Genomic DNA, 22,504 nt, shown 5'->3' with positions numbered 1-22,504 from the left:
CTGGTGCTGACTCTGATGCATGAACTTTTGTTTATAAGGAAGCGGTTGGTGTTGTTTCATATGATTCTTGCTGTTGCCAACAAGGGGAGCAAACTAATGAGGCTTGTTTGAAAGTTTCCTTCAATGTTCGATTCATTAGACTGAGTGAATGTAAGGTTATGTCACTTTATGCTTCATTTTTATGCCAACTTATGATGCAAAGAATCCCCTAAATGACTGATTTATAGTCGTGCGTTATGTCGACTTATGGTTCAAGCAACACAACACAGACACCCCAGCGATTGCTGGGGTGTTTTTTTAGACTAACGGGCAGCAAACCAATCACGTCCTAGAACTTTGAACGATGCTCTATAGATTGTTCGAGCTTGAGTAAGGCTTTTATCTGTTCTCGCAATCTCATATGTGCAGGGTTGTTTATTTGACGTTTGTGATAGACCAACTTGTAGGGGATCTCATAAATCTCAATTGGACAAGATAGGACCTGTAGCCCGAGGATTTCGCTCCACTTCTGAGCAAAGGATTTCGAAATAACCGCCAAGCAGTCGCGCCGTGCGACGTGCATTGCCATACTCGCGATAGATGAAGTGACAATATCAACTTTGCGCTCGTGAGACGCCTCTTTAGTTAACTGTTCAAAGCCAGTTGCTTGTTGCCATTTACCCGAGAATAGGCAGTGCTTTTCTTGATAGAACTGCACTGTACTGATTGAGCCCGCAATTCTCGGGTGGTTTTTGCGACAGATCACTACAGCCGGTTCGCTATAGGCCTCTTCGACAACAAAAGCGGGCTCCTTAGCAATGATGGTATCAATGACCAAATCGACACTTTGTTGACGTAGTTCATCAAACAACAAATATTTATCAGGTGGAGATTCTTTAAGTATTACGCCTTCGATTGCACTTATTTTGTGCAACAGCGCTTCAGAGCAATAGATTTCAAAGGCTTTTTCTTTCACTACCGCATTGTCGATAATACTGAGTGCTTGCTGGAACTGCGGAATCAACTGATACGCGGTAGAGGTCAGCGCAATTCCTCGTCCTTTCTTTACAAATAGCTGTTTATTCACCACTTGTTCCAGACGTTTCACTGAGGCACTGACCGCGGGCTGAGTGAGCCCCAGATGCTCTGCTGCTTTGGTGTAAGACTGGAATTCTGCGATTACGAGAAAAGTCTGAATTAGGTTTAAGTCCATCACAGTACTCATAAATTAAATTGATACATTAGTAAACTGTCACTATCTTTATTCTGGTTTCTTCGTAGTTTATCTTAGCTGATGAGGGAGCTTAAGGTTAACTTCCTATAATTTCAGTGAAATAACGGAGATGGTATGAAAAATGCGACCAAAGGGAAAGGCAAAAAGCTGGTGCTTAACGTCTGTACGCTCGCGTTAGGTGCGGCTTCTGCTACCGCATACGCGGCGGACAAACCCAATATCTTGGTGATATTTGGTGACGATGTGGGTTATTGGAACCTTAGTACGTATAACCAAGGTATGATGGCTTACAACACTCCAAACATCGACACTATTGCCCAAGAGGGCGCGAAGTTTACAAACTTCTACGCACAGCAAAGCTCTACCGCTGGCCGCTCTGCATTTATCACTGGCCAAATGCCTAAGCGTACTGGTTTATCTAAAGTGGGTTTACCTGGTGCGGCTGAAGGTATCTCGAAACAAGATCCAACGATCGCCACCATGCTAAAACAGCTGGGTTACGCGACAGGTCAATTTGGTAAAAACCACCTAGGTGACCGAGACGAACATCTTCCAACTAACCACGGTTTCGACGAATTTTTCGGTAACCTTTACCACCTGAATGCGGAAGAAGAGCCAGAGAACGTGGATTACCCTACTGATCCTGAGTTTAAGAAGAAGTTTGGTCCACGCGGTGTTATCCACTCATACGCGGACGGAAAAACCGAAGATACTGGCCCTCTAACTCGTAAGCGTATGGAAAACGTTGACGGCGAATTCCTAGATGCAGCAGAAAGCTTCATTGAAAAACAAGTAAAAGCAGATAAACCGTTTTTTACTTGGTTCAACACCACTCGCATGCACAACTTCACTCACGTACCAGGAGAGTACAAGGGCAAAACAGGTGCTGGTTTTTACGCTGATGGTGTAAAACAGCACGATGACCAAATTGGTCACCTACTAAACAAGATCAAAGAGCTGGGTGTTGATGACAAAACTATCATCGTTTACACCACAGATAACGGTCCGATGATCAACTTGTGGCCAGATGCAGGTATGACGCCATTCCGCTCTGAGAAAAACACTGGTTGGGAAGGGGCTTTCCGTGTACCTATGTTGATCAAGTGGCCTGGTAAGATTGAAGCGGGTAAAACGTTTAACGGTATCATGTCTCTAGAAGACTTCTTCCCAACGTTAGTTGCAGCAGCAGGTAACGATAAAGTGACTGATGAGTTGCTTAAGGGTAAGAAAGTTGGTGATATGAACTACAAAGTTCATCTAGATGGTTACAACCAATTGCCTTATATTACTGGTAAATCAGACAAATCTGCACGTAACGAGTTTGTTTATTGGAGTGACGACGGTGATTTACTTGCACTACGTCAAGGCAAATATAAGTTCCATTTCTTGATTCAAGAAAATGAGACTGGCTTAGAGATTTGGCAAAAACCATTCACCAAGCTTCGTGTTCCGAAGATCTTTGACCTAAGTATCGATCCATTTGAACGCGGTGATACTGGTATGGGATACGATACTTGGATGTACGAGCGCTCATTCTTAATGATGCCAGCGATGGAAAAAGTGAAAGAGGTGATGGGGACGTTTAAAGAATACCCACCTCGTATGGAACCGGGCACATTTGTTCCTAAGTAACGAATAATTAAAGTGGCGCTCCTAGGGGCGCCACAATTCAAAGAGAGAGATGCATGAGCAAAACTTCCCCACGTCATTCTACGGCTATGCCAATCGTCCCAATGAAAACTGCGTTTAAATCCGCGCAAGGAAATGAACGTCGCTTTCATGTGATGGCCAAACCCGGCGGTGCAAAATGTAACATTGACTGCCAATATTGCTTTTACCTGCATAAAGAAAATCTGCTTCATCAACCAAAACAACCGAAAATGGATGATGAAACCTTAGAAGCCTTTATTAAGAGCTATATTGAGAGTCAAGACGGCGAACAAATCGTATTTTCTTGGCAGGGCGGGGAGCCAACACTGCTCGGGTTAGACTACTTCCAAAAAGTGGTTGAGCTACAGAAGAAATACCAACCAACAGGCACGCGCATCGAAAATGACTTGCAGACCAACGGTATTTTACTCAATGACGAATGGTGCGAGTTCTTGCATGCGAATAACTTCTTAGTGGGATTATCGGTTGATGGTCCGCAAGAGCTACACGACAAATACCGCAAAACCCGTAGCGGTAAGCCTACTTTCCATTTGGTAATGAAAGCGGTTGAAAAGCTGCAGCAACACCAAGTGCGATTCAACGCTCTGGTGACGGTAAACCGCCACAACGTGAAGCATCCATTGGAGATCTACCGATTCCTCACCCGCAAGCTTGGCGTCACTTATATCCAGCTAGCGCCTGTGGTCGAGCCAAATGATTTCCACACGACCGCGCCACAGTTCTGGAATGAGCAGATGATCCCAGAGCTGGGCAGTGAGTTAGCCAAACCGGGACATCCAATGTCAGTCGTCACCGATTGGTCGGTCGACCCTGATGACTGGGGTGAATTCCTTAGCACAATGTTTGTGGAATGGGTCAACAACGACTTAGGCCGAGTGCTGGTCAATCTATTCGAAACTGCTGTCGCTCAAGTGATGGGAAAACCTTCTCAGCTTTGTATTACCGCAGAATTCTGTGGTAAAGGCTTAGCGATTGAACATAACGGTGACGTGTACAGCTGTGACCACTATGTGTATCCCGAATATAAGTTGTCGAACATTCACGACCATACGCTGAATGAGATGGCGTTCTCCACTCGTCAGTTTACTTTTGGTATGGCAAAGCGTGACTCACTACCAGAATACTGCAAGCAGTGTCCCTACCTAAAATACTGCTGGGGCGAATGCCCGAAAAACCGTTTAATCAAGACCCCGGACGGTGAACAAGGGCTTAACTACCTTTGTTCAGGTATCCGTCGATACTTCGATGACACCTTGCCTATGCTGGTGGGTTTATCGCAGATCTTACAGCAACAAAATTCTAAGTAAGGGGTTGGGATGAATAACGCACAACAAGCGATCAAGCAATTGATCGAACAAACAGAACAAAGTGTAATTGGTCAAAGTCATGTGGTTCGTGCTTTGGTTATTGGTTTGCTGACTAACGGACACGTGCTGCTTGAGGGTTTGCCGGGAACAGCGAAAACGCGCTCGGTAAAATCACTGGCTAATTTGCTTAATACTAGCTTCGGACGTATCCAGTTTACTCCTGACTTATTACCGTCAGACGTCACTGGCACCGAGGTGTATCAAGAAGTGGCGGGTAAGCCACAACTGCATTTCCAACCGGGACCGATTTTTAACAGTATTGTTCTTGCCGATGAAGTAAACCGTGCGCCCGCTAAAGTGCAGGCTGCCTTGCTTGAAGCGATGGCAGAAGGGACGATTACCGTGGGTGACAAAACGCACCAGCTACCCGATCTATTTATGGTACTAGCGACGCAAAACCCGATTGAGCAGGAAGGAACCTATCCGTTACCTGAAGCGCAGATGGACCGCTTTATCATGAAGGTGACTGTCGATTATCCAGAAGACGAGGCAGAGCGAGATATTATCCGCTTGGTTCGTAGTGAAGAGCTTGGTGCAAAAGCCTCACAAACGGCGAACCCTGTAGAGCATATTTCTCCCGAGCTGATCCTTGAAGCGCGCCAAGAGTTGCCGCATATCGCGGTCTCTGAGCTGGTCGAAGACTACATCGTTGCTTTGGTGATGGCAACCCGCAAACCGCAACGTTACCCAGATTCTCAACTCGACAAGTGGATTGAAGTCGGTTCAAGTCCGCGTGCGTCTATTGCGCTTGATAAATGTGCTCGTGCTTATGCGTGGCTACAAGGTCGCGACCATGTCCTACCTGATGACGTTCGCGCCATGGTGCCTGCCGTCATGGGACATCGTTTTTCACTGAGCTACGACGCGTTGGCAGACGGCGTTGACCATCAACGCGTCATTGAAGAGCTGTTAGATTACGTCGAAATCGGCTAAGCGCGGAGGTAGAAATGGTCAAGCCGACTCATGCTCCTCAGTCCCGAGGACTCGATCCGCGTTTATATTGTGATTACGCCCGTTTAGTTCGCCTGCAAGCTCAGGCTAAATCATTCAGTCTTTTGCCACATCTCAAAGCCGGCAGTGTTCTATCTGGACGTCATAACTCTCTATTTCGTGGTCGTGGCTTGAACTTTGAAGAGTTACGTCATTACCAACTCGGCGATGATATTCGTAACCTCGATTGGAAAGTGACGATGCGTACCGGAAAACCGCACGTGAGAAGTTACACCGAAGAGAAAGACCGCAACGTCATTATTTGTGTCGACCAGCGCAGTGCGATGTTTTTCTCTTCGATTGAAGTGATGAAATCGGTGGTCGCGGCAGAAATCGCTGCAATGTGTGGATGGCGAGTATTGAAAGACGGTGACCGTGTCGGGTTCGTGATTGCCGCGCATCAACGCGTTTTTCATAGCAAAGCACAGCGCTCGCAAAATGAATTCTTAGCCCAGTTAAAACGCCTCGCTCAGTCGAACCAAGCCTTGAATGTTGACGCGCACAACAGTGAACACGTCAGCTTTTCGCGTTGGCTTGAGCAAGTGAAAAGAATGAAGCTCAAACAGTCGACGATTATCTTCATCAGTGATTGGCATGATTGCGAGGAAAGTCATCTCGACCATCTGAAACAACTGCAGCAACACAACGATGTGCTGGCGGTGATGGTCAGTGACCCATTTGAAAAAGCGTTACCAGAAGACCTCGCCAGCCTGAAGTGGGTGGTGGGTGACGGGCGCTATCAACTTAACTTAGACAGCAAAGCCAAAGTCGAAACCGCCAGCGAGCATCTGGCCGAACGAATGGCGCAGCAAAGACAGTCTCTGGCTCAGCTTATGTCGATCAAAAAGCTACCCCATATCGAGCTTGATACTTCCGGTGAGCACATTGCTCAGTTTCAACAGTTGGTGGGAGGTCGATAATGGCGACTATCCATACCCCGCCAAGCACCTATATTTTACGGGATTTACACGATGTGACGGTGCCAGAAAGTGTCAGTTGGTGGCCGCAAACTATCGGTTGGAAGCTGCTCGCTTTAGTTGCATTGCTCGTACTCGCGTATTTGACCTATAAGGCGCTTCGTCATTGGTGGAGCAATCGCTACCGAAGTGAAGCATTAACTGTGCTCAACGAACTCAATCCGCAAGATGATTATACTGGGAAAAGGCTGTTTTCTGTTTTGAAAATCGTACTGGTTTATCTCGACAGCGGTAACGCTTGTCTGTTCGATATGGCCTTCTTAGATAAGCTCAATGAACTCAGCCCAGAACACCCCGCTTTTAATGATCAAACCGCAAAGCAGTGGCAGCAAAGTTTGGTCAATCCGAGCATTGAACTCAACCCAGAGCAAAATGCTGAACTGATCAAACGAGCGAAAGTCTGGCTTGAACAACATAGCCTAAGCAATAAGACTCAGGAGGGCAGAGTATGAATCCGTTGCTCTCACTGAACAGTCTAGAGTTCGCCCACCCGTTATGGTTTTTGCTTTTACCAGTGCCGCTGCTTATCTCATATCTCGTACCAGCTTATCGCACCAAACAAATGGCGATCAAAGTACCTTTCTTTCAATTGCTGGTGGATGCGATAGGTGAAACGCCGTCTGAAGGCGCGAGCCAACTTGCGCCCAAATGGTGGCAGCGAGCCACTCTGATTATATCTTGGGTGTGCGTAGTCACGGCATTGGCGCAGCCGAACGTACTGGGTAAATCACAAGTGCGCGAGCAGCTCGGGCGTGACGTAATGGTCGTGGTGGATTTGTCCGGCTCAATGGCAGAAGTCGATTTCAACTCAAAATCGGGCAGCAAAATGTCTCGTCTTGATGCAGCGAAAGAGGTCCTTGCTGAGTTTGTGACCACAAGAAAAGGCGACCGATTAGGTTTGATCTTGTTTGGCGATGCTGCATTTGTACAAACCCCGTTTACCGCAGACCAACAAGTCTGGTTAGAGTTACTCGACCAAACGGAGGTTGCAATGGCAGGGCAAAGTACCCACCTTGGTGATGCAATTGGTTTGGCGATCAAAGTATTTGAGCAGAGTACGCAATCCAATCCTCAGCAAAACAAGCCAAAAGAGAAAGTCGTGATTGTGCTGACCGATGGAAATGATACTGGCAGCTTTGTCGAACCGATTGACGCGGCAAAAGTTGCCAAAGCGAAAGGCGTGCGCGTACATGTTATCGCGATGGGAGATCCGCAAACTGTGGGTGAATCCGCACTGGATATGGAGACGATCGAACGTATTGCCCGTGAATCAGGTGGTAAAGCGTTTCAAGCGCTCAACCGAGATGAGTTAGCGCTCGCTTATCAAGAGATTGGTGATCTTGAACCTCAACTCTACGAAAGTACCACTTATCGACCAAAACAAACTCTGCATCATTATTTGTTGGCGATCGTAGTCGTGATGCATCTGTTGGCGTTCAGTTTAGCAACGCTGCAACGAAGACGATTAGCGAACTCAACTTCAAACACTCAACAAGGAGAAAAGCATGTTTGATTCTCTGACTGTTGAGCAGTTCTTCAGCCAATTTCACTTCCTAAGACCTTGGTGGTTACTGGCGTTTGTGCCGATGGTATTGTTGCTTTGGCTACGCTTATTGGAAGATTCCAGACCAAGCTGGAAAGATGTGTTACCCGAACACCTACGCAGCGCGCTGACCATCGGCGAAAAAGGCTGGCGAAAACAGTTGCCGCTTAAGTTACTGCTGGTCAACGTGACGTTGGCGATTGTCATCTGCGCCGGACCAACTTGGCAGCGAGAAGCGTCACCATTTGGGGAAGATAAAGCGTCGATGCTGGTGGTACTAGACAACAGTGATTCGATGCTACAAAAAGATTTGCCGCCAAGTCGTTTAGAGCGCTCCAAGCAAAAGGTGCGAGATTTGCTCTCAGCGCGAGAAGGCGGTCGAACTGGCTTGGTGGTCTACGCTGGCAGCGCACATGTCGCAATGCCAGTGACGCAAGACGCAAAAGTGTTTGACCCTTTCCTCGCGGCTATTTCACCAGAAATCATGCCTGTTGACGGGAAAGACTCATCACAAGCCTTATCACTTATCGATCAACAGTTAAATAACGAGCTAGGCTCAAGCGTGTTATTGGTCAGCGATGGTGTGACGCCCAATACTATCGATAGCTTTGAAGACTTCTTTTCAGACAAACCATATCAGTTGTTGATTCTTGCTGCAGGAAATCCTGAGCGAGTTAGCGATAATCCGATGGATTTAGACTCATTGCGCGCGTTGGCTCGTGCAACAGGCGGGCAATTGGTTGAAGTGAGCATCGACGGTAGTGATATCAAAACGCTGAATCGCCTAGTGGAGCGCAACATGCAGCTCAACGGCGAATCGTCGATGCCTTGGAAGGACATGGGCTACGTGCTGCTTTATCCTATTGCGCTGATCATGATGTTGTGGTTCCGCAAAGGTTGGCTGGTGCAGTGGTGTTTGCTTGCGATGGTTTCTGGTTCTTTATTATTGCCCAAAACGGCAATGGCGCAGCCAGTGCAAAGTAAAGCCGAGCAAGTCGAAGTGGTCCAAAAAGTCACATTGTGGGATAAGCTCGCGCAAAGTTGGTGGGACTTGTGGTTAACGCCGGATCAGCAAGGCCAGCACCTAATAAACAACAAACAGTACCTTGAAGCGGCCAAGCATTTTAAAGACCCACTACGTAAAGGCACCGCTTATTACTACGCGGGCGAATATAAGCTGGCGCATAGCGCGTTTTTAGAACTAAGGCACGCCGCGACACAAGACGAATGCGATTTAGGTTTGTATAACGCCGCCAGCGCACTGGCTAGACAGCGAGAGTACGTTGCTGCCAGAGATTTACTGCAAATACTGGCCGCGCAAACCACATTAAGTGAAAAGTTACGACTAGACGTTGAACACAACCTAGCAGTCATCACCGCTTTGGTGGACGAGATTAACCAGATGAGTGAAAGCCAAGGGAAATCAGCAGAAGGGCAACAAGAGATATCCGTAGAGCTCGGCGAGGATCAACCAAGGACTGGCGACGGCTTCCAAGAACAAACCTCTGAAGAACTGATGATCAAAGAGTCGATAAGTGCTGAAGAGTTGCTGAATGACCAAGCGGTGGCGGATAAATGGCTAAAACGTGTTGAAGCTGATCCGAAGTATTTCTTACGCGCCAAATTCCAAATCCAGTTACAAAATCCGGTCGATGTATCTAACAGTGCCAATGAGTTAGGTGAGGAGTAACTATTTTGATTCAAAACCATAACTCGTCACCTCAAGCTAACATACTCATCACTATTTGGTTGTTGGTACTGGCCTTGTTTACGCCATTCAGTGGCTTTGCGGCAGAACTGGATATTAACCAATTGCAGCGTAACCATGATGTTGAAATCACAGCTTGGATCGGCACGCAAGGCGATAGCCGCATACCGCAAGTGAGTGTTAACCAGCAAGTGATTTTGAATATTGAAGTCGCGACGTCCCGTTGGTTTACAGGTGGCACACGCATCGGTGCAATTGATGTGGCTAACTTGATTGCCAAGCAGCGTAACCAGTTGGCCACTAACTTTTCAGACCGAAAGGGTGAGCAAACTTGGTCGCGCCAGCGCTGGGAAGTGACGCTTTACCCACAAGCTTCGGGGAGCTTTGTGATTCCACCAGTACCGGTTTGGGTAAAAGTTTCTGTGCCCGATGGTTCAAATGTTGCGGGCACTTTATATACGCCACCACTGCGATTTGAGGCCGCTCTGCCAACTGGGATGGTCAGCGATCAAACTCCATGGTTTGTCGCTTCAAATGTTGAAATAGAACAGCAATGGCAGACGTCTCACGAGCAATTGAAAGTCGGTGATGCGATTACACGAACGGTAACGGTGAGTGCGCAAGATAGCCTGTCGGTGCTCTTGCCAAATCTGCTGTCAGATCTGTCTACACAGCAATACCACACCTATCCGCAGCCACATCAATTGTCTGATACACAAACACGTGGCGATTATCAGTCGACTCGAACCGAACAGAGTGTTTATGTGATTCAACAAGGCGGAGACATCACTTTACCGGATATCGAATTTCATTGGTGGAACAGCAAAAGCAACCAGCTTGAGACCGTTGTGGTGCAAGGGCAAAGTTTTCACGCGAAACACACGCTCGCATCATTCCTCAAAGCCTATTCATCGTGGTTAATTGCCGCCTGTATCTTGCTTACGTTACTGGTCTCAGCGATAATTGCCATTAAGCGTTACTACCGAAAACGGCCTGTTCCTGCCTGGCTAACATTCCGTCGTCTTGTTAGAGCCAAGCGTTGGGGCGCGGTACGTACGTTGTTATATCGACAAGCGCGTACGCATACTTCACAATTAGAAATGGCCAAAGTGGATAACAGTGAACAGTGGCAACAAATAAGCGCACGTATTCAAGCCGGGGAACAAAATAGCCGATTAATCAAGCAGGGCTGGCGAAAGGTTCGAACAACAAAGCTACCTGTGTGGCGAATGAAGTTACCGAGAGCGTTAAAACGTCTAGATACTTGAGTTTCAATGAGCACTAGCCTAAAAACGGAAAGGTTTTTTCTAGAATTCGGTGAACCTTGTCGGGACTTAACGAGGGCAGTAAGTACAGTCCGACGCTTTGGCAGGAACTGGACTTGATCCGTTTTATCGGACAATCGCAGGCCAGAACTCTAATCCATGTTACCTTACTTTTCCTAATAGGTGAGCTTGCCCCAGAGCTCAATGACCTAACACGTTTATGTCCGTGCGACCTGAAGTCGTATGAAGCGCTGTTCACCGCGATAAGAGTGAACCATCTGTATCACCAGATGACCCTAGGGTTCTGAATAAAGCAGCGAACCCGACAATGTAACGAAGTTCAGCAGTTCGCTGAGCGGGAATGGAATCGTGAGAGGACGTTCCTCCTGATAACCACAAATCGGGTAAGTGCTAGGGTGTCGGTATGATGAACGTAAGTGAATCCATACAAGGTGCGTTATACGTGGATCAGCGGAAGTGGTTAATACGCTGTGGCCAAAAGGCACGAGAGTAGGAAAGAGATTGGACAGTACTCTTTCGTGATCAATACGCTCTCCGCACTTATATGGGGCATCTAACCCGACGTTGCGTGACATATGGAACAGGGTAAGCCTGTACTTCTCCCTATGGGAAAGCTATCTGCGAAGATAGCCGATAGTGGTGCAGGTAAAGGAGGCTAGAAAAAGCGAAAGCCGTGTTGTAATGATGCGGATACAGGTTGTTATCTGGCGCGAAAGCGAGCTGACTTCTAGCTGGTCTCCCGTTGCAAGATGATTTGAAGAACTTTATTCAAGGAGGAATGCAAATGGTAGCTTCAATTGAAGTTAGTGCCCCTCCTATCGATGCTCAATGGAAAGCCATTAACTGGACAGCCATGGAGCAGCTCGTATTAAAGCTTCAAATGCGCATTGCAAAAGCAACCCGCGGATAAACGAATGCTGAAACAGTGGCTAGGATGTGGCTTTATCGATAAAGGAATGTTTTACAATACAGCAGAGGGGACGCCACAAGGTGGCATCATCTCCCCGACGCTTATGTTACTGACGTTAGCTGGTTTGGAAAAACTAGTTAAGTCGATAGCGCGTAAAACGGGTGATAGAGTGAACTTCATTGGATACGCAGATGATTTCGTAATAACAGGGTCTTCACAGGAAGTCTTAGTTAACGAAATTAAACCGCAGCTCATTGGCTTTTTAAAAGAAAGGGGCTTAACGCTTTCTGAAGAGAAAACGCATGTCACCCACATTGATGACGGTTTTGATTTTCTAGGGTTCAACCTCAGAAAATACAAAGGCAAACTGCTTATAAAACCAAGCAAGATCAACGTTCTTTCATTTTTGAGTAACTTACGCGAACTCATCAAAAAGCACGCAACTATTCCAGTTAACGATCTGATTAAGATACTGAATCCGAAGCTGAGAGGATGGGCGAACTATTATCGTCATTGTGTTGCAAAGCGAACTTTCGATTATGTAAGTCATCAACTTTTCTGGTTGTTGTGGCGATGGGCAGTTAGACGTCATCCAGCGAAAAGCAAAGACTGGGTACGTCGAAAATATTATATGAACCGCACAGGTGGATGGCAATTTCACGGCTGGCAGAAAATCGCCAATATGGACTGCCATTTTAATCTGGTTCAGATAGCCCAAACCCCAATTAAAAGGCATGTAAAAATCATGAGTAAGGCAACGCCTTACGATCCCTTTTATGAACCTTACCTCAAAGAGCGTAAGCCAAAAAAACAGGGACGAAATTCGTGGTTTGATCCCGTCTTAGCTGCATTGTGATTGCTGGGTAACATAACACGCCTTAGCGGAGGCTTGAGCCGTATGCAGTGAAAGTTGCACGTACGGTTCTTAGGAGGACGGCACTTGGTAACAAGTGTCGTCTATCCGACAACTTCGTGCCAGCCTCACCATCTGGCACGATTTTGCTCCATTATCACTTAGAGTTATTGCTTATTCGTATCCTGTTCATCTTGATTTGCAATACCAGTACCACAACTTTCAGCTGTCTGCTCATAGCCACCTCTGCCAGGGGCCAGGAATATTAGACCAGGAAACACGAAGCCACTGTCAGCAATTATAGGACAAAGGGATCAGACTCCGATGCCTTTGTCACTTTGTCAGCCCCTTGGTCGATTAACTGTCAGCGGCAACCTTTTGCTTGATGCTGCCTTTAACCGGGCGGGCAAGCAATGTTCGTCTGATCAGAGCAATTGAAAAACGCTCATTGCTATTCCAAGGCAACAGTGAAACAAGGCGTGCCATGGCGCAGTATCCAAAGAGTACTTGAGCCCAAGTGCCTATTGCCGGGATCCAATATATCCAACCAAGCCCCTCGAACTGTGCCAACAACAGCAGCGACAAGTACCAGAATCGAACCTGTATCGGAAATGCGGTAACACTTCGTTTGCTGATGACAAAGTGGAGCAGATGAACGACGGTCAGGCCTATAGCAAACACAAACCCCATCGGGTCGGCGACGACTCCGTAACTAAGCAGTACAGCCGTTATCAGCCAGTATCTCCAGCCAGTATCATTTAGCTCTATCATGAACATCTGTCACTTCTCCATTTACTCTCTGTTAAATTAGGCTTTTATTATATAGGCAGATGCTACATTAGCTTTACCTTGTTAACAATGGTTGATGTCACTTTTATCTGAATGGCTGTTTTTAAAAGGATAAAGGGGGCAGGTGCCAGGCATCATTGAATCGTAATCATCATTTTTGCATTTTTTCATTGAATTTCACTAAGGCCGCAATGCTCAGTGTTCCCGTTAGTAAGCGTCTTTATGCGTATCACAAAGCGGGGGACTGTGCAGTTTGAGATACCATTCTTTATCCGAAACGCCCAAGTTAGAGCTTAAGATCTAACGCAGTTCTGTCCACTTCCAAGTTAGCTGCTATGGCTAGCTCGGTTCTGCCCCAAACTGAGTTAACGTATTTATTCAGTAACAGATGGTAATCCTGAAATTACCATACTTTTTCTCATGATGATTGCAGCTAATAACTGGCACTCGGATGACTCCCAGTCACGGGTAGAGAGTTCTATTAGTCGATGATTGTTTTCGTCATAAAAAGAGGGGATGGGGCCATGGCATCGTTAATATAACCGATAAAACTGTGGTGGCGTCAGTCCAGAGGCGTTTGAAGCAGCCTCAAAATGAGGCTGATATTGACGCACTTCTTCTCTAGATAAACTTTGTGCTTTAGCTCGCGTTCAGCGGCGGTACGCGCAGCGGACGTCCACTGCAGCCAGAACCTCAATCTCATACGCGGCGCAGGCGGTACCAATGCTCGTCTGGGCGCAGCACCCATTCCAGGGGTGGAGGCAGTTTGAAAAAGGATGGTTCCACGTCGGTGATTTGCCAGCCAGTAAAGGCGGCCTCGATTTCCACCCGGCTCACCCCCCGGATCAACGGACGAATGCGCCGCGGCCAACACAGCAAGATTACAGTGGCGTCCTCGGTTGCCAGTGCGTCCACACTGCGGGCCATTGCTTGCTGCTGCTCGGTATCGAAGTCATGGAAGGTGCCAGTATCCAAGATGAGCCGGAAATCGGATCCCACTTCACCCTCTGTAAGCCGGGTGACATCTCCCTGTACCAAATTCATTTGCACTCCGGTCACTTTTATCTGAATAGCCGTTTTTAAAAAGGATAAAGGACTCAGGTGCCAGGCAGCATTGAATCACTAGTAAGTGACAAGCAAACCAAGGATTTAATGCTCAGTTTTCCCGTTAGTAATCGTCTTTATGCGTATCACAAAGCCAGTTGCAAGTGGGGGGGACTGCGCAGTTTGAGATACCATTCTTTATCCGAAACACCCGAGTTAGAGCTTAAGTTCTAACGCAGTTCTGTCTATATGTGTTTCAGCGTTGAATTAGGTCCGGCCCAAAGCTTTCTGTGACGGCTTCAGCAAGTCCATATTCATGTGGTAATTTTACAATGTTGAATTTTTAGAGTGGTTTTAATTTGCTGGCTTCTCCTGCAATCCTATGCGAACTTATGCTGAAAATTGATTTGTAACTGTTTGAATATTGGTTTTAGTTATGCAGACTTATAGTGCAAGCATCAATGAGCAAGAAGTCGCGGATGAAATAGCGGAGCTACTGGCAGAAGGTAACGATGCCGCAGTCTTTGAACACGAAATCGCACTACAAAGTTACACTGGTTGCGGTATTGATGCAGAGTCAGATCAAGCGTAATCATTAAACTGAAACATGTTCATCATACGTAGATGATGTTCAATTTATTTAAGGCGTTAGTAGACTCGAGTTTACTAACGCCTTTTTCATTTACGCGGTCTTTAGCTAAGCTCCGGGGAGTTTCGACTTACACTTTAAGTTAGAAATAATGGAATACAGGAGGCTCGTGCATTAAGAAGTTTTGATGTGAGATATTCCAAGCGTAAGCACCTGCTAGGGTGAATATCACATAGTCACCGATGTCGATGTGCTCGATATGTTGATTCCGAGCGAGAACATCTTTTGGTGTGCATAACTGACCAACCAGCGTGGCCGTAGTATGGTTTATCGAATGTGAAATAACGGGTTGCTGCTTACTTTTCACGATCGCAAAAGGATGGTCATGGTTTTGCGCTGCAGGCGTCCGGAAATGATGCGTGCCACCGCGAGCGATCACAAAATGCTCTCCAAGATTTTGCTTAATATCCAACACCTCCATCACGTAATAACCACAAGGTGCAGAGATGTAGCGGCCACATTCAAAACGCAGTTTCCAGCCTTGCAGATGTTCTTTGGCAATGAGGAACTCCAATTTGTCGCAAAACTCCATCCACGGAAAATGTTGTTTAGGGTTTTGGTAATTGATGCCCATGCCGCCACCGAGATTGATCGTTAGTTCATCGAGTGAGAACGTCTTTTGCCATTCTTTTACTACTTGGAAATAACGTTGCATCAAGGCGAGATGGCGATCAACTTCAAGTTGGTGTGACATCAAGTGGAAGTGAAAGCCTTTCAGCTTTATTAAGGGACAATCGCGCAGATACATCAGCGCGTTACTTAACTCACTCTCATCTAAACCAAACGGGGTTGGTTTTCCGCCCATGGCTAACTTGCTAAGTGTGATGTCACCAATGTCGATGTTCATGCGCAGGAAAATAGAGGTTGTTCGATTCAACTTCTTTGTCAGGGCGCCAATGCGTTGCAACTCTGTAAGGCTTTCGACATGAATAGCATCGACATCAAGCTTAATGGCCTGTTCTAACTCACTAGGCATTTTTCCCGGGCCACCAAAGATCAGCGGTTTGTTGAGTTGTTGTTGGTCAAGGTGACTAAGCTCTCCGCCCGACGCCGCTTCAAAACCATCGATATAAGGCGCGAGAGTGCGCAGTATTGGCGCTGAAGGGTTGGCTTTTGCGGCATAAAACAATTCAACGTTTTTCGGTAATACATGACACATCTGCTTAATGTGCAGTTCTAATGCTTTTAGGTCATAGAGATAAGCGCACAGCGGTTGTGTTTGTTGTTCTGCCAGTCGCTGCACTTCTTGCTGAATATATGTCGGAAGTTGAGGGGAATTAGGCATGGTCAACTCCTTTTGTATGAGTCGCCCAAGGTGCCGCAACTTGGGTATAGCTAGACTCTTTATCGGCACTTTGCATCAAACGTGTTGTGAAGTTGTTTTTGCTTGGGAAATGGCCGTCGTTGAGTAGTGCAACCAATACTGGTTGTTTGCCATTGATTGACTGCCAACGAACTATGGCGTCTTTTAAAGCGCTCCATAATGCTTCTTCAAGCCTTGAGTTCCCTTCAGTGATAAAGAAAATGGCTTCACTGATGTTATTAATGAAGGTGCAGTAACCGATACGATTCCACCCTTGCTCACGGCTGTAGTATACGGATTGACGAGCGCGCTCAGATAATCGGTGCAGCGTCTCTGGCGACCAAAACTCAGGTAGTAGTTTGGTACCTTCTAAGTCACGAATCCATACGCAGCAAGGCATGTCATTTTCAAAACCAATTAGCGTATTTTGTAAATGAGGTTCAAACGCGACCCCGTGTTTGAAGTAGTAGTTAAATACGCCCGGAATCAAACAATGTAAGTAGCGCTCGAACCACAACGTTGCCACATTTTCATACTGACTTTGTGTGGCTTTAGCTTTATGTTTGAGCTGAGTAGCGATGCAACTGTTTCCGTCTCTGTCATAGGCAAAGAGTGCTCCCGCTAAAGTCGGTTGCAAGATATCGGTTTCACTCAAAGTGAAATTTTCTCGATACAAAATACCAAACGACTCACGCGCTTTTATGACATCTGTCTGTTGCAGCTCGGCGACGGACTCTAGATTTAATGTGGTGGCGTAAGGTTCTGTCATCACCTTGAATACAGGGTTACGCAGCTGCTCGCTTTCTTTGATTGGATGCAGAATAGAGGTCAATTGAACCGCACTATCGAGCTCATACCATGCGTTTTTTCGTACGCAGTTGGTCAAACGTACGTTGATAGAGAATTTAGCGAACCAATCCATATCTGGGTGATAAAGAGTTCGCACTGATGACGTTGGCAAGAGTTTTTCACCACCTAAACCCAGCGGGGTCATTTTGCCTTGTTCTATGGCTTTTTTGACCGCTGGGTTTTGCAAAAGGGTGTAACTTTCCCAAGGATGGCAAGGGTAAAGCATGGTAGTCGCAGATTCACTCTGTTCTGGTGCGAGTTGCTCAAGCATTGCTTGCGGTGCAGTTCGATTGCCTGAGCTTAATACATCGAGCAGTGTGGTATCCACTTCAAACCAATACAGAGGAACCTTAGCGCCAACTTCAGGTGAGCAAGCGAGCAAGTCATCGATACTGACACCAGAGCGACTCTTTGGTGTTGGGTGAAAAGTATGCCCCCACAATAATGACTGCTCTGAGGCGATAAACGCATTGTGATGCTGAGGTGCATTGTCTAGGTTGAGGAACTGCTCGGTGATCAACAAACTGTTTTCCATTTGCTCGACCAACTCGTGATTGAATGGAATCTCTAACACTTGTTTGAGGTAGTTGAGTAACAGTGTCAGAGTTTGCGTTGCGTCCAGTTTGCACCAGCCTACACCGGGCATTTTAGCCCAGGGTCTATCGCTGAGTTTTATTTTCCCCAGTTTGCTCATGTACTCAATGGGCAAAACCAGCAAGCCATTTTCCTGAGGTAGGTTTTGGTGAGGTAGGTGGATCGCCACACGCTGCTGAGCGGTATAGTTTCTTTTCAAGGTCTGTGGCAGAGAGACAGCGCTAAAGCACCAATCGACTTGCTCGTTCGGTATCGCGTATTCACGCAAATAGCAGTTCACCACGCCCATGCTGGTATTGAGTTGGGCTTTTTCACGGTTGAGCTGCACTTTTTTACGATTTAGCAGCTCTGTGTTTTCGGCTAAGTGCTCAGTCGGAGATAATTGAGTGTGTAACATGTTGATGTCCAAATTTTGAATGGATGATCAGCGCAATAACGGTACCGCCACTGATCAACATAGAAAGTAAGAAAGGAACCTCAAGCCAGCCCAAACTTGCGATGAAAGACGCGCTCAACCCTGCTGCAACTCCGCCCCATTTAGACATGGCATCAAAGCGCGAGAATATTATTCCGCTTTGTTGTCGATCGATCTGGTTTGCTAAAGCTTGGTGTAAACCTTGATAGCAGCAGACCATGCCAAGACCAAAGACAATACGAGCAGCAATCAGCATCGCTTGGAAAGGTATCAGATGCATTGCGGCACTGAGTGAAAGCAAGCTGAAACCTAACCACAAAGTACGTTGCGGATGGTGGCGGTTAATCCATTCTGAGAACAGATGAACTTTCCCGGCAAAGAGCAAGTAGACACCATGTGGCAGGGCGTATAAAAAGCCAATCCACGCTTGGTTTGTCACACCGTATTGCTGCACATAAGGTGAGAAATAGGGGAATGTGACTACCATGGCGAAAGCAAAACAGAATTGCGCGCCGAACACCCAATAAAGGACACTTAATGGTTGAGTTTGAGTGCATTGAGCTTCATTAGATGCTTGGCCTTTTTCAGCTTTTCTTTTCGCAAGGTGATCGGCAGGCAGTGTTAAGGTGATCGCCAACGCTAACAAAGGTAAAACGGACAACCAAAGATACGCGTTCAGTGGGTTGGTTTCCGATAAGCTCCAGCCCAGTCCAATCGGCGCTATGATTAACGCCAAGCGGGCAGAAAGCTGAGTCTTATTGAGCGATTTACCGAGTGTTTTCGCATCGTTGATTTGGCTGGATAAGTAGCTGTTTGAGGCGGCCATGGTGCCGCCAAAGGTTCCTTGAACGATAAGACCAAACACAAACATCGTGAGGTTATCTGCCAAGCCACACAACGCGAAGCCTGCTGCAAGTCCGAGTTGGGCACGCAATAAAGAGCGGCGCCTGCCATATTTATCGGCAAATTTCCCCCAAAAACGTGCCGCCACAGCGGTGCAAAAGGTGGGCAGAATAAATAATACCCCCGCCCAATCGGTATCAATTTGCTCGTCAAGTGTGGGCAATACCATAGGTAAAAACAGAGGCATTCCTAAGGCGGCAAACGCCGCGATAAAGTGGCACAGCAGCACGCAGTAGATGAGTTTGGTCATGATGGATTAACTCACGCTCTGCTTGATGGCTTCGAGGTAAGCATGTTGTGCCTCTTCACTGGTAAGCAACAAGAAGTTCGGTGTGGACAACCCATAGAATTTGTTGATATCGCTTGCGCCAGACGCTTCTTTTGATAACAAGCTCCCCGAGCTTAATAAATACTTGGCGTATAGGTTTGGCGAATCAAATAACATCTTGTGTGCGAGTTTGGTGTCATGACCTTGTTTGCCTAACTGGCGAAGCTGTTGTGAAAGACTGTTTGCGACCGTTGCATACAGAGAAGCCGACGTTGTAATCCCTTTTGCGGCCATTGCCTCCACAATCGCAGCGATGTCTAACTGCAAAGTAATCGTGGTAAACATCTGACCAAGGGCAAGTTCGTCGTCTACTTTGATACGTTGATCTAACAGTTGTTCGCATTTAACAGGCGAGTGCTGTTCAAACGCTTGGAAACGATCTGGCCAAATACGTGCTGCATCATTGTCTTTCATGGCTAAGGTCATCTTACCCAGCTCATCAAAGGCGATGATGGCGTTTTGTTGATTCGATTCCAAAGCGATACCGTAGCGAAGCCATAACGTGAGTTGCACTTTGCATAACAGGTCAACGTAATCTTTAAACCATGCAAGGGTGTCTTGCTGATAGTACTGCTCGGCGAGGTGTTCTAAGAACAGACGTCCATCAGGCATTGGGCTGGCAAGGGCGGCAACAGGCACCAGTGCTTTGTCTTGGAAGTGGCTCTGCGGATATTCACGTACGATGTAAGCGAAGGTTTTGTCGTCTCCAACATGACCGCCGTGCTTCTCATTGCAATGGAAAAACGTGCCGTGCAAGTCTTTATCATTTTGTTCTAAGTGCGTTAATAAGCGTTCAAACCAGTGTCCGTCATAGAGCGTTGATGGTTTGATTAAGCGGATATTTTTAGTACCTAACGAGCGCATGATCAGCGGCACTTTGATGTGGATATGCGGTGCTTGATTCACGACGACGGTACGCACGGATAGGGTCGGAGTTACATCAAGGTATGCGAGGGGCGTTTCAATCACGCCATCAGGCAGAGAAGCCAGACTTTGAAGCGTTAGTGGATGCGCGGGGAACAATTCATGGCTCAGAGCAAAATCTGCTGGCATTCCCACCTGCTCCATTGTCGGCCAGCATTCCGGTTGTGGGCTGGTCAAGGTAACGAGTGACTTTTCAATTGCAAGCCAACGAAGGGTAAAGCTTTGTGCAAACTCTGGCGCGTATTGCGCGAGGTCTTGATCGCTCAAACCGAACTTAGCACGGGCTGTTGGGTAGTAAGGATGGTCAAGGTAGGAGGCGATTTGATCGGCGCGTAAGAGTTTTTGCTCCCAACGATCTAGTTGAGAAATCGGCTGCATGAGTGATTCAGAATGTTGACTGAAGGCTTCGTCACACAGGCCTTTGTGCCTCTCTGCACATTCGAGTTCTGGTAAGTAACTATCGAGCAACGAGTGAGAGCTTTCGTGAGCAATCGCTTTCAGTAATTCAATCCAATCACGATAGTGCTGCTGAGGTTTAACAAGATCATTTGCCTCGATCAGCCAGCCATGACATCCAGAGCCATTTGGTTGTCCGTATACCCAACGTTGCATGTAATAACTCGGAGTGACGGGCAAGTAGAGCGTAAAATCCGAACCGGGAACAATAAGCCACATTTGTTCACGAGGATAAGAAGAGATATTGAGTTTGCTTGGGAGTTCAGTCTCAAATCGGCTTCGAGAAACCAACCCAAAGAGATCTTCACGTAAGCAAGTGTCGATTAAGCGTTGAGTGAGATATAAAGCGTTGTCGTTCATGCTGTCACCTCGTTGACTGCTGTGAGATTGAAGCGAGCTATTGCTTGTTGGATCGCAGGTTCTAAAGGCTGGCCAGAAGGGGAGACGATTGAAATTCTCGCTAAGTAATCCTTGTTGGAGAAACTTTGTTGGAAAGCATCACCCGCCTGTTTGAGCACTTGCTGTTGAGTGACGATATCGCCCTCTTGGTGAATGAAAGAGGTGGATGTCCCTTCAATTATTCCGTTTTGTTCTGCTACCACATAATGCACATGGGCACTGCCATCAATGTGAAATGCCTTATCAAGCTTGTTACCAAGGTGAAGGTTTAAGATAGTGGTGAACCAACGCCCTTCACTGAGGTTATCGAGCAAAAATTCGCGGCCATCACCAATACTGCGATAGTTGATTTCGACTAACACAGGCCCTGTCTCTGTGATGATAAATTCGCTGTGACAGACACCAAAACCCACGCCAAAAGCCTGTAGCTGGCGTACGCACTCGTCACGATACTGAACGCTGTTAATGCCATTCCAGCTTGCCGCTGTTTCGATAAAGTAAGGGGGAGCTGAGAGCTCAACATCGAACCCACCAAGCGCAGTCAAACTTTCCCCGTCACCAATGGTTTCAACCGTGATAAGCGGACCTTGCAAAAACGCCTCAACCAAAATTGGGGTGGCTGGGTGCTTTTGCCAAAACGCATCGCAATAACTATCGAGCTCAGTTTCAGAATTACAGCGCTGAACGTCCAAGCTCGCCACACCTTCCTTGGGTTTCGCAACCACAGGGAAAATAAAATCGAATGTAGGAGCGGCATCTCGATGTAACAACACGCTCTGGGTATTGGGAAGCGACTTTTCGTTGAGTACTTGGCGAGTTAAGTATTTGTTCTTTGCTTTAAGCGTGACGGTCCAATCTTTCGTGGGTACGCCAAAGAATTGTGCACAGATTGCGGTGGAGGTTTGCAGGTGATCGCTGTTACTGAAAACAGCATCGGGCTTTAGACCTTGCTCTGTGATGGTCTCGATGAGTTCAAGAGGGTTGAAGACATCGCATTCAAGAATTGCATCGGGGGTAAAGCGGCCATCGTCACTGGCTAACTTCAAGTGGTTGAGCTTATGGTCGGTGATCAAAATGACGTGGAGACCCATCGCTTTTGCTGTAGGCACGAAGCCATGAGTGACTGCATCATTCACGACATGACTCACGATGATAATCGTAGATTTCATGGGGTTTTCCTAATTTTTCTAACGTTGTTGTTGTTTGCTCACAAGTGGCTTCCAAGCGGTCTCTTTCGAGGTTTTTGTTATAGCTTTATTTTTATTTATTATTTTGTCGTTAGCGTTGTTACATAAGGCAAGCAAATATAGATCATAAAATTTATATTGCAAAC

18 protein-coding genes and 1 pseudogene are annotated in these 22,504 nt (G+C 46.8%); 12 read left to right on the top strand and 7 right to left on the bottom strand.

Annotated elements, in window-relative coordinates; all coding sequences use genetic code 11:
• Window positions 1-328: 328 nt before the first annotated feature.
• Window positions 329-1,204 (bottom strand): LysR family transcriptional regulator, encoded by an 876-nt coding sequence (locus tag R3289_RS13125; protein WP_318926091.1) that lies wholly within the window; start codon window positions 1,202-1,204, stop codon window positions 329-331.
• 123 nt (window positions 1,205-1,327) lie between these two features.
• On the opposite strand from R3289_RS13125, the gene R3289_RS13120 reads away from it, so the two are divergent.
• From R3289_RS13120 to R3289_RS13080, 10 genes and pseudogenes are all read left to right on the top strand, one after another.
• Window positions 1,328-2,845: an arylsulfatase gene (locus R3289_RS13120; RefSeq protein WP_318926089.1), complete on the top strand. Its 1,518-nt coding sequence runs from the start codon at window positions 1,328-1,330 to the stop codon at window positions 2,843-2,845.
• Between the two features lie 53 nt (window positions 2,846-2,898).
• Window positions 2,899-4,191, top strand: coding sequence for an anaerobic sulfatase maturase (locus R3289_RS13115; protein ID WP_318926088.1), 1,293 nt, complete (start codon window positions 2,899-2,901; stop codon window positions 4,189-4,191).
• Window positions 4,192-4,200: 9 nt separating this feature from the next.
• Window positions 4,201-5,184: a MoxR family ATPase gene (locus tag R3289_RS13110; RefSeq protein ID WP_318926087.1), complete on the top strand. Its 984-nt coding sequence runs from the start codon at window positions 4,201-4,203 to the stop codon at window positions 5,182-5,184.
• 14 nt (window positions 5,185-5,198) lie between these two features.
• The gene (locus R3289_RS13105; protein ID WP_318926086.1) at window positions 5,199-6,161 is read left to right on the top strand and encodes a DUF58 domain-containing protein; all 963 of its coding nucleotides are present in this window, start codon (window positions 5,199-5,201) and stop codon (window positions 6,159-6,161) included.
• Window positions 6,161-6,670, top strand: coding sequence for a DUF4381 domain-containing protein (locus tag R3289_RS13100; protein WP_318926085.1), 510 nt, complete (start codon window positions 6,161-6,163; stop codon window positions 6,668-6,670). Before R3289_RS13105 ends, R3289_RS13100 begins: the two co-directional genes overlap by 1 nt.
• Window positions 6,667-7,731, top strand: a complete 1,065-nt coding sequence (locus tag R3289_RS13095; RefSeq protein ID WP_318926082.1) for a VWA domain-containing protein — start codon at window positions 6,667-6,669, stop codon at window positions 7,729-7,731. Before R3289_RS13100 ends, R3289_RS13095 begins: the two co-directional genes overlap by 4 nt.
• Window positions 7,724-9,451, top strand: coding sequence for a vWA domain-containing protein (locus R3289_RS13090; protein ID WP_318926080.1), 1,728 nt, complete (start codon window positions 7,724-7,726; stop codon window positions 9,449-9,451). Before R3289_RS13095 ends, R3289_RS13090 begins: the two co-directional genes overlap by 8 nt.
• 5 nt (window positions 9,452-9,456) lie before the next feature.
• Complete coding sequence (locus R3289_RS13085) at window positions 9,457-10,737, top strand: BatD family protein (RefSeq protein WP_318926077.1); 1,281 nt, start codon at window positions 9,457-9,459, stop codon at window positions 10,735-10,737.
• Between the two features lie 802 nt (window positions 10,738-11,539).
• Window positions 11,540-11,665, top strand: coding sequence for a hypothetical protein (locus R3289_RS20550; RefSeq protein WP_413466699.1), 126 nt, complete (start codon window positions 11,540-11,542; stop codon window positions 11,663-11,665).
• Window positions 11,661-12,521: pseudogene (locus R3289_RS13080) on the top strand (group II intron maturase-specific domain-containing protein); the annotation flags it as partial. The gene R3289_RS20550 and the pseudogene R3289_RS13080, both read left to right, overlap by 5 nt.
• A 354-nt stretch (window positions 12,522-12,875) precedes the next feature.
• Here the strand turns inward: R3289_RS13080 and R3289_RS13075 are convergent.
• The gene (locus R3289_RS13075; RefSeq protein WP_318926075.1) at window positions 12,876-13,295 is read right to left on the bottom strand and encodes a hypothetical protein; all 420 of its coding nucleotides are present in this window, start codon (window positions 13,293-13,295) and stop codon (window positions 12,876-12,878) included.
• 735 nt (window positions 13,296-14,030) lie between these two features.
• Here R3289_RS13075 and R3289_RS13070 point away from each other — a divergent pair.
• Window positions 14,031-14,390, top strand: coding sequence for a hypothetical protein (locus tag R3289_RS13070; RefSeq protein WP_318926073.1), 360 nt, complete (start codon window positions 14,031-14,033; stop codon window positions 14,388-14,390).
• A 397-nt stretch (window positions 14,391-14,787) separates the two neighbouring features.
• Entirely contained in the window at window positions 14,788-14,943 is a 156-nt protein-coding gene (locus R3289_RS13065; protein WP_318926098.1) for a hypothetical protein, read from the top strand.
• A gap of 139 nt (window positions 14,944-15,082) precedes the next feature.
• Here the strand turns inward: R3289_RS13065 and R3289_RS13060 are convergent, their stop codons facing one another.
• From R3289_RS13060 to R3289_RS13040, 5 genes are read right to left on the bottom strand one after another with little or no spacing between them, the layout of a single operon-like run.
• A complete protein-coding gene (locus tag R3289_RS13060; RefSeq protein WP_318926071.1) occupies window positions 15,083-16,285 on the bottom strand; it encodes a type III PLP-dependent enzyme in 1,203 nt (400 codons plus the stop codon).
• On the bottom strand, window positions 16,278-18,143 hold the full coding sequence (locus tag R3289_RS13055; protein ID WP_318926068.1) for an IucA/IucC family protein: 1,866 nt from the start codon (window positions 18,141-18,143) through the stop codon (window positions 16,278-16,280). Before R3289_RS13055 ends, R3289_RS13060 begins: the two co-directional genes overlap by 8 nt.
• Window positions 18,115-19,314, bottom strand: a complete 1,200-nt coding sequence (locus R3289_RS13050; RefSeq protein WP_318926066.1) for an MFS transporter — start codon at window positions 19,312-19,314, stop codon at window positions 18,115-18,117. The genes R3289_RS13055 and R3289_RS13050 overlap by 29 nt, the downstream gene beginning before the upstream one ends.
• Before the next feature lie 6 nt (window positions 19,315-19,320).
• Window positions 19,321-21,132, bottom strand: a complete 1,812-nt coding sequence (locus tag R3289_RS13045) for an IucA/IucC family protein (RefSeq protein ID WP_318926065.1) — start codon at window positions 21,130-21,132, stop codon at window positions 19,321-19,323.
• Window positions 21,129-22,340, bottom strand: coding sequence for a hypothetical protein (locus tag R3289_RS13040; RefSeq protein ID WP_318926063.1), 1,212 nt, complete (start codon window positions 22,338-22,340; stop codon window positions 21,129-21,131). The genes R3289_RS13045 and R3289_RS13040 overlap by 4 nt, the downstream gene beginning before the upstream one ends.
• Window positions 22,341-22,504 lie beyond the last annotated feature (164 nt).

The sequence above is a fragment of the Photobacterium sp. genome, from assembly GCF_033720175.1.
Classification (GTDB): Bacteria; Pseudomonadota; Gammaproteobacteria; order Enterobacterales; family Vibrionaceae; genus Photobacterium.
Note: the sequence above shows the minus strand (reverse complement) of the source record. Positions and strands in the feature narration are given on the sequence as shown.